This window comes from Halochromatium glycolicum (assembly GCF_016584085.1).
GTDB lineage: Bacteria > Pseudomonadota > Gammaproteobacteria > Chromatiales > Chromatiaceae > Lamprobacter > Lamprobacter glycolicus.
Map to the genome: position 1 here is coordinate 1 of NZ_NRSJ01000129.1, position 716 is coordinate 716.

General features: G+C 63.5%; 1 protein-coding gene. It reads left to right on the forward strand.

Annotated features, from left to right (window positions below):
• A partial coding sequence (locus CKO40_RS23825) for an AAA family ATPase (protein WP_200348941.1) occupies positions 1-716 on the forward strand: 716 nt, incomplete at both ends.

The following is a 716-nucleotide window of genomic DNA, read 5'->3' on the forward strand; positions in this document are numbered from 1 at the left end:
CTATCTCTTCATCGACGAATACGACAACTTCGCCAACAACATCCTGGTCAACGCCGGGCGCGAGGCCTACCGCGAGCTGACCCACAGCAGCGGCTTCTTTCGTGACTTCTTTGCGCTGCTCAAGGAGGCCGTGGGGCGCACCGGCGGTGGCTTGGCGCGGCTGTTCATCACCGGCGTCTCGCCGATCACGCTCGATGATGTCACCAGCGGATTCAACATTGGCACCTCGATCAGCCTGGAGCCTGAGTTCAATGCGCTCGTGGGCTTCACTCATGCCGAGTTGGAACAGTTGTTCGCCGATTTCGGGCAGGACTTCAGCGCCCATCGCCCCATCGTCGACGAGTGGTACAACCACTATCACTTCCACAAGGCCCGCCAGGCGCCTGTGGTCAACAGCGATATGGCGCTGTACTATCTGCGCGCGCTGGTGCGCCGGAACCAGCCGCCCGACGACCTGATCGACCACAACGTGCGCATCGACTACGGCAAGCTGCGCCATCTGGTGCAGATCGACCGCCAGCTCGCCGACCGCCAGCTCGCCGATCGCGAGCGCGCTGATGCCGACGCCGTCACCGCCACCTCTCGTCTCAACGGCAACTTCTCGCGGCTGCGCGCGATCATCGAGCGCGGCGAGGAGGTCAGCCCGATCCAGACCAGCTTCCCGGCCGAAGGGCTGCTGCGCCAGGACAATTTCGTCTCGCTGCTCTACTACCTCG